Source organism: Streptomyces sp. NPDC057702 (genome assembly GCF_042799315.1).
Lineage (GTDB): Bacteria > Actinomycetota > Actinomycetes > Streptomycetales > Streptomycetaceae > Streptomyces.
On sequence record NZ_JBHVJC010000061.1, the window covers coordinates 21,724 to 28,694 of the forward strand.

General features: G+C 76.5%; 5 protein-coding genes and 1 pseudogene. 4 read left to right on the top strand and 2 right to left on the bottom strand.

Annotated elements, in window-relative coordinates:
* Positions 1 to 49 precede the first annotated feature (49 nt).
* Positions 50 to 1,522 carry a sensor histidine kinase gene (locus ACFVFR_RS30745; RefSeq protein ID WP_383707703.1) on the top strand — a complete coding sequence of 491 codons (1,473 nt, stop codon included), beginning with the start codon at positions 50 to 52 and terminating at the stop codon, positions 1,520 to 1,522.
* A 645-nt stretch (positions 1,523 to 2,167) separates the two neighbouring features.
* Here ACFVFR_RS30745 and ACFVFR_RS30750 read toward each other — a convergent pair.
* Both ACFVFR_RS30750 and ACFVFR_RS30755 read right to left on the bottom strand, forming a co-directional pair.
* Positions 2,168 to 2,671 (bottom strand): SUKH-3 domain-containing protein, encoded by a 504-nt coding sequence (locus ACFVFR_RS30750; protein ID WP_383707705.1) that lies wholly within the window; start codon positions 2,669 to 2,671, stop codon positions 2,168 to 2,170.
* A 5-nt stretch (positions 2,672 to 2,676) separates the two neighbouring features.
* Positions 2,677 to 3,222, bottom strand: coding sequence for a YwqJ-related putative deaminase (locus ACFVFR_RS30755; protein WP_383707707.1), 546 nt, complete (start codon positions 3,220 to 3,222; stop codon positions 2,677 to 2,679).
* 189 nt (positions 3,223 to 3,411) lie between these two features.
* On the opposite strand from ACFVFR_RS30755, the gene ACFVFR_RS30760 reads away from it, so the two are divergent.
* The 3 genes and pseudogenes from ACFVFR_RS30760 to ACFVFR_RS30770 form a co-directional block, all read left to right on the top strand.
* Positions 3,412 to 4,236 carry a hypothetical protein gene (locus ACFVFR_RS30760; protein WP_383707709.1) on the top strand — a complete coding sequence of 275 codons (825 nt, stop codon included), beginning with the start codon at positions 3,412 to 3,414 and terminating at the stop codon, positions 4,234 to 4,236.
* A 195-nt stretch (positions 4,237 to 4,431) separates the two neighbouring features.
* Entirely contained in the window at positions 4,432 to 5,406 is a 975-nt protein-coding gene (locus tag ACFVFR_RS30765; RefSeq protein ID WP_383707711.1) for an SMI1/KNR4 family protein, read from the top strand.
* Positions 5,403 to 6,971: pseudogene (locus ACFVFR_RS30770) on the top strand (hypothetical protein); the annotation flags it as partial. The gene ACFVFR_RS30765 and the pseudogene ACFVFR_RS30770, both read left to right, overlap by 4 nt.

The window sequence follows — 6,971 nt, forward strand, 5'->3', positions numbered from 1 at the left end:
TGTGCGTGTGCACGGAAAAGAAGTGGCCGCCACCCGTACGCTGACAGGTATGACGACGACGGGGGAAGCCATCGAACCGGGCGCGCGGGGCGCGCCGAGCGGGCTGTGGTGGTGGGAACGGCGCCGCAGCATGGTGCTGGACGTGGCGATAGCCCTCGCGTCGGTGGCCGAGTGCGTGTTGGAGGGGCTGGACTTCGCCGGCGAGGCCGGCGTTCCGCTCGGCGCGGGCGTCATGCTCGGTGTGGTCGTGGGCTCCGTGCTCCTGGTGCGACGGCGCTGGCCGGTGGCGGTGGTGCTGACCTCCATCGCCGCCTCGGCCGCCTCCATGGGCGTCCTGCTGACCATCATCGGCCTCTACACGATGGCCGCGGCCGGACTGCCGCGCCGCATCCTGGGCGTGCTGTCCGGCATGTCGATCAGCGGCACCCTGATCATCACGGTGGTCAAGTTCCAGCGGGACATGGCCAGCGACGGCTACCACCCGCCGTTCTGGGTGGCCGCCCTGGTCGCGGCGCTGATGGCGGTCGGTATCACGCTGCCGCCCGTGCTGTCCGGGCTGTACGTGGGCGCGCGGCGCCGGCTCGTGGAGAGCCTGCGCGAGCGGGCGGACGGGCTGGAGCGCGAGCTGTCCCTCCTCGCCGACCGGGCCGAGGAGCGGGCCGAGTGGGCCCGCAACGAGGAGCGCACCCGCATCGCCCGCGAGATGCACGACGTGGTCGCGCACCGGGTGAGCCTGATGGTCGTGCACGCGGCGGCACTCCAGGCGGTGGCGCTCAAGGACCCGCAGAAGGCGTCGAAGAACGCGGCCCTGGTCGGCGACATGGGCCGGCAGGCCCTGACGGAACTGCGTCAGATGCTCGGCGTCCTGCGCGCCCACGAGGGGCAGCCGGGGCGCGCGCCGAGTGCGGCCGAGCCGCTGCCGCTGGCGTCGGTGGCCGCCGCCGCGTCGGCCGCCTCCTCGTCCGCCGCCGCCTCGGCCGTCGACCGTGGCGCGCGGGCCGGCGGCGCCGGACACGCCGCCGACCAGTCGCCCGTCGGGCCGCGCCTGCGCGAGCTGGCGGGTCTGATCGAGCAGTCGCGGGCCGCCGGGATGGTGGTCGAACTGCTCGCGGAGGGCGAGGAGCGGGCGTACGCGCCGGCCGTGGAGGCCACCGCGTACCGCGTGGTGCAGGAGGGGCTGACCAACGTGCACAAGCACGCTCCCGGCGCGCGGACCCGGGTGCGGCTGGCCCGGCGCGCCGGCGAGGTGGCGGTACTGGTGGAGAACGGCCCCTCCGACCGGGCCGTCGCGGACGCGGGTCTGCCCAGCGGCGGCAACGGGCTGGTCGGGATGCGCGAGCGGGTGGCCTCGCTCGGCGGCGGCTTCGTGTCCGGGCCGACGGACGAGGGCGGCTTCCGGGTCTCGGCGGTGCTCCCGGACCGCACCGCGCGCACGGACCGCGAGACCGTGCCCGACCAGGCCGTACGCCGCGCCGCCGAACCGGTGGCCGGCCCCACCGAGAGCTGCGGCCCCGTGGCCTAGCGTCGTACGGCCGCCCCCGCCCGACCCACCTGGCCAGGCGAGGGGTCGCCGCGACCGTTCGCCAGTTCGTACGACGTCACGCCCCACCGCCGGCTGCCCACCGCCGGCTGCCCACCGCCGGCTGCCCACCGTGGGCGACCGCCCGACCGCCCGACCGCCCGACCGCCCGACCGAGCGGCCCGAGCGACGGGCACCCGCCCCGACGTGGGAGTCACGCTCACCTCGCGTCAGGGTGAGGGTCACGCTCACGCCGGGTCAGGGCCAGGCTCCCGCCGGGTCGGGCTTCCCTTGCGTGGGGCTCACGCTCACCCCGGGTCAGGGTCGGGCCCACCCCGCGTGGGGCTTCCATCCCGCGTGAGCCTCGCGTCAGGGCCAGGCTCCCGCCGGGTCAGGCTGACCCCGCGTGGGGCTCACGCTCACCCCGGGTCAGGGTCAGGCTCACCCCGCGTGAGGCTCGCGCTCACCTCGCGTCAGGGTCAGGCTCTCGCCGGGTCGGGCTCTCCCCGCGTGGGGCTCACGCTCGCCCCAGGTCAGGGTCAGGCTCTCCCCGCATGAGGCCCACGCTCGCCCCGCCCCGCCTCGGGCTCACGCCCGCCCCACCCCGCCCCGGGCCGGCCTCGCCCCTTGGCCGGTCCCCGTTCGCGGTCAGGTTGCGCCGAGGGTCAGGCGGGTGGGGCGGCTGCCGGTGACCAGGGTGTCCAGGGCGCGGTCGATGTCGCCGCCGAGGAACCAGTCGCCGGTGTGGTCGAGGCTGTAGACCCGGCCCTCGGCGTCGATGGTCAACAGTGCCTGGCCGTCGGCCTCCTGGCCCAGTGGGCAGACCTCGGTGTCCAGCGCGCGGCCCAGGTCGGTGAGGGTGCGGGCCAGGTGCAGGCCGTGCAGCGGGTCGATCTGGAACGGGGTGGGCGCCAGGTGCCGGCCGGCGCCGGGCGGCTGGACGCGCAGCCCGCCGAACTCGGCCCACGCCTCGACGGCGGCCGGGAATATGGTGTGCCGGTGGCCGCCGGGCGAGACGTGCGCGCGCAGCGCGTCCGCCCAGGTCTCGGCCTGTCGGATGTCCCAACGGCCCGGCGTCCAGCCCGCGTCCCGCAGCGCGGCGTCGACGCCGACGGGAAAGCGCGTGGCGGCCGTACGGTCGAAGGCACGCATGGGATTCAGCCTCGTTTCCTGAGCGACCCGGCCGGGGCCGGGGCGGAGACGTCCACCGCGCGGACCCCGAACTGGGCCAGCAGCGGCGCACAGGAGCGGCAGGGCGGGGCGTAGGAGCCGTGGGCCGGGTCGCCGTCCTCGCGGATGTGCCGCGCGGTGATCTTGGACTGCTTCAGCGCACGCCGGGCCTCGCCGGGGGTCAGCGGCTTGCGCGAGGCGCGCTTGCTGCGGCCCGCCTCGGCGTGCGTCAGGAACCGGGACAACAGGATGGCCTCCGGGCAGCGGCCGGTGAACCGCTCGCGCTGCGCGGTGCCGAGCGTGTCGAGGAAGTCCTGGACGAGCGGGTGCAGGGCGGGCGGCTGGTCGCCCTTGCCCGCCGTGGAGGTGAGCGTCTGGCCGCGTACCGACAGCGCGGCGGCGACCGTGGGCAGGATGCCGTCCCGGCGGTGCAGTAACGGCGGCGGCAGGTCCCGGCCGTCGGAACTGCTCCAGCTCAGCCGGGGATCGCCCGGTGTAGGCGCGGCCTCGCCGCGGTCCTGTGCGGTGTGCATGGCGGTGCTTCCCTCCAGGTGCAATCCCCCTGTTGCGGGGGTCAGCCTGCCAAATGGGACGCGTGGTGCGGAAGTCAGGTGTGCGCCCGATGGGGGACACTGCCCGGTACGTCACCGTCGCGTGACGGGTAGTCGCCGAGGTGACGACGGTTCGTGCGAGGTCGGTCGATGGCTGAGAAGGTGCGGCTCATGCGTATACACATCCGGCGCGTCGCGGTGGCCGCCCTCCTGTGCTCGACCCTGGCGCTGTCGGCCGCGTGTTCCCACGGGTCCGGCGACGGGGACGGCGCGGCCAGCCCGAGCGCCGGCGGGGAACCGGGCACCGGCGCCCGGCCCTCGGAGACCGCCCAGGGCACCGGGCCCGGCTCCCGCGAGGAGCGCGCGCGGGACGCCGGCGGCGGGCCGGGCCGTACGTCGAACACCCCGCCGCTGACCCGCGCCGAGCTGCGCCGGGCGCTGCTCGCCCAGGGCTCCGTGCCCGGGTACACGGTGCGCCCGGTCCCCGACGACGCGCTGCCCGCCGACGCCACGGTCGTCGCCGACCGCCCCGAGTGCCGCCCCATCGCCGACGCCTTCAGCTCCCGGCCCACCTATCCACGGACCGCGTACACCTCGGCCAGCCTGGTCAAGGGCGACCTCGGCAAGGCCGGCGGCACGCTGAGCCAGCTCCTGCTGGCCGCCTACCGGGCCGGGGACGCGCACCGGTGGGTCGCCGAACTGCGCCGGGCCGTCGAGGTGTGCCGCGACTTCACGGCCACCGACGGCTCCGGCGACCGGGAGGCGCTGGCGATCACGCCGGGCGACAATCTGGCGGTGGGCGACGCGTCCGTGAGTTTCCTCATGCGCGACAAGGCGGGAAAGGACGCGCCGGTCGCCATCACCGTGGTACGCACCGGGGGCAACACGGCGACGTTCATGTCGGCCGGAACGAGTGGCGGGCCCGAGCCGGTGGCGCGGGCGGTGGCGTACGAGCAGCACCGTCGCATGATGGACGCCGGGAAGGTCCCCCGGTGAATCCTTCGCGGAAAACGGTGAGCTTGCGCAGGGCATGGGGTACTTTGTCGCGGCTCTTCGTCGCTGCGGGTCGCGAGCCGTCGCGCTTCGTCGCCGTTCCCACCCCGTACGGGCCGGCCCCTGGGGGCGGTTACCGCCGGCGTGCCACCGCATAGGCTGTGTCGGTAGTAGCCAGCAGCAGCAGGGGGCACCGCCATGACGACAGGTCGGCTCGGGCACACCGCGCCACCGAACACGGCCTACGCCGGGCAGGTCGTGCACTTCCCGGACCCGGTCCGCGCGGCCCGACACCCCCAGGGTGTCCGGGTGGACGAGGACGGCTATCCGGACTTCACGCCGTACGCCAAGGCCGCCGTGGAGATCGCCGAGCCCCCGGACGGGTTCGGCGTGGACGAGCTGCGGCTGACCGACTTCGTCTCGGCCAACGCGGCGCTGCACGCGGACGGCCACGAGCTGTGGGACGGTACCTCGCCGGTGGCCACGCCGCACGGCTGGACCTGGCACCACGTCGCCAGATCGCGACGGATGCAGCTCGTGCCCGTCGAGGTGAAGGCGCTGCTGCGGCACCACGGCGGGCTCGCGACGGCCGGCGTCGACCAGGACAAGCGCGGCACCCGACCGCTCCAGGAGACCCGCCCGGTCCACTTCGCACTGCCCAAGCGCGGCCTGTGCGTCACCGAGGACCAGGTCCTGGTCGTCGAGGAGGACCTGGGCTACCGGCTGCCCGACGCCTACCGCGCCTTCCTCAAGGTGGCCGGCGGCTGCGCCCCGGTGGGCGCGGCGCTCGACCCGGAGCTGGGCCTCCTGGTGGACCAGCCGTTCTTCACCGTCCGCGACGAGGCGGCGGCCAACGACCTCGTGTACGCGAACAAGTGCCTGCGTGACCACTTCACCAAGGACTACCTGGGTGTCGGGTTCGTGCAGGGCGGTGTGATCGCGGTGAAGACGCGCGGCGAGGCGATGGGATCGGTGTGGTTCTGCGCGTACGACGACGCGCGGGACCGGGACGGCTGGAACGTGCGGGAGCGGGTTACGGAGTTGATGCTGCCCTGCGGCGACGACTTCGACGCGTTCCTGCTGCGCCTGGCGGGCAACCCGCCGGAGCTGGAGACCGTGGCGAACTTGATGGTGGACGGCGGCTTCGCGTACGTCGTCCCGGTGGAGGGATGAGCGCGGTGGTGACCTTCGCGCAGGCACAGGAGCGCGCGGAACAGTGGGTGAACGGGGACGTTCCCCGCTACCAGCAGCGCGAGGTGCGGGTCCGGGAGTTCGACCTGGGCTTCGTCGCCTGGGCCGAGGACCGTCCCGACGGGCCCTCGCGGGCACCCGGCACGCAGAGCGCGCGGCTGGTCATCGCCCGGGACAGCGGCGAGACCACGCTGTGGCCCGGCCTCCCGGTGGGCGAGGTCATCCGCCGCTACGAGGAGGAGTACGGCGTCGCCGCCGAGGCGCCCACGGCGCCCGCCGCGCCGGCCGGCCGCATCGACCTGGAGGCCACCTCCTTCCTGTTGACGCCACCGGAGTGGCTCCAGGAGGCGGCCAACACGCTGGGCGGCGGCATCTCGACCCGCCGCCCGGGCGCCGGCACGCCGTCCGGCGCGGACGCGTCGTCGGGCACGGACGCGGACGCGCCGTCGGAGGCCGGCGGGCGGGCGCCGCTGGGCGCGGGTGCCCCGCCCGCCGCGAGCCGTGACCAGAAGGCCGGCCCGGACGCGTCCCCGGGCGACGCGTCCGGCGCGACCAGCTCGCCGCCCGCCACCGGCACGCCCGGCGTCGACTCCACCGACCAGGGCTCCGCCGCCGGTCAGGGCGGCGACGTGGACCCGGGCGCCGACGTGGAGACCGTGCGGCAGTCCGCGCCCGAGGGGCTGGCCGCCGCCCTCGCCGCCAGCCCTTCCGAGCCGGCCGCCCCGGCCTTTCCCGCCGCGCCCGGCTCGACGGCCTTCCCCGCCGCCCCGGGGGGCGGCCCCTCCTGGGAGGACACCAACCACGGGGGCGACGACGGCGACCGCTCCGTCGCGCCGCCCGCCACCGTCTTCGCGCCGCCGCTGGCCGGCTTCGACGACGAGGACACCCCCGCGCCCGGCGTCGCGCCCGAGGCCAAGACCGAACTCATGTCGGCGGGCAGTGCCCTGCCGCCCACCGCCATCGCGCCCGCCCTCGACGGCCCCCTGACGCCCGGCGGGCCCGCCGTCGCGGGCGCCGCCACCCCGGGAGCACCCCCGACGCCCGGCGCCCCCGGGCCGCTCCCCGCGATGCCGCCCGGCCCGCCCCCCGGTTCCCCGGCGGCCCACCCCGCTCCCGGCACGCCCGCTCCCGGCACGCCGGTCGCGGGCCAGGCCGGCCCCGGCACCCCACCGCCCCCCGGAGCCGAGGGCGCGCCGGCCGCGCCCGGCGCCCCGGCCGGCGGGTACGTCCCGACGCAGTTGGTCTCCCACCTCGACTCCGGCAATCCGCTCGCGCCGCCCGGCGCCTCCAGCGGCGCGGGCGTACCGGCCCCGCCCGGCATCCCCGGCGCGCCCGGAGCCGGCGCGCCGGCCACCCCGCCGCCCGGCGTCCCGGGTGCTCCGGGCGTTCCCGGTGCTCCCGGTGCTCCCGGTGGGGTGCACGCGGCGGCCACGATGCTCGCGGGGCCCAACGGCCCGGTCGCGCCGGGACAGCCCGGACCCGGAGGCCCGCAGCAGCCGCCCGGTCTCACCCGTGGAGGAAACCCGCCACCGGCCCCGAGGGGCACC

Coding starts and splice junctions, on each gene's coding strand:
- ACFVFR_RS30745 (WP_383707703.1), top strand. CDS start 50: ATGACGACGACGGGGGAAGCCATCGAACCGGGCGCGCGGGGCGCGCCG.
- ACFVFR_RS30750 (WP_383707705.1), bottom strand. CDS start 2,671: ATGCGTGCCTTCGACCGTACGGCCGCCACGCGCTTTCCCGTCGGCGTC.
- ACFVFR_RS30755 (WP_383707707.1), bottom strand. CDS start 3,222: ATGCACACCGCACAGGACCGCGGCGAGGCCGCGCCTACACCGGGCGAT.
- ACFVFR_RS30760 (WP_383707709.1), top strand. CDS start 3,412: ATGCGTATACACATCCGGCGCGTCGCGGTGGCCGCCCTCCTGTGCTCG.
- ACFVFR_RS30765 (WP_383707711.1), top strand. CDS start 4,432: ATGACGACAGGTCGGCTCGGGCACACCGCGCCACCGAACACGGCCTAC.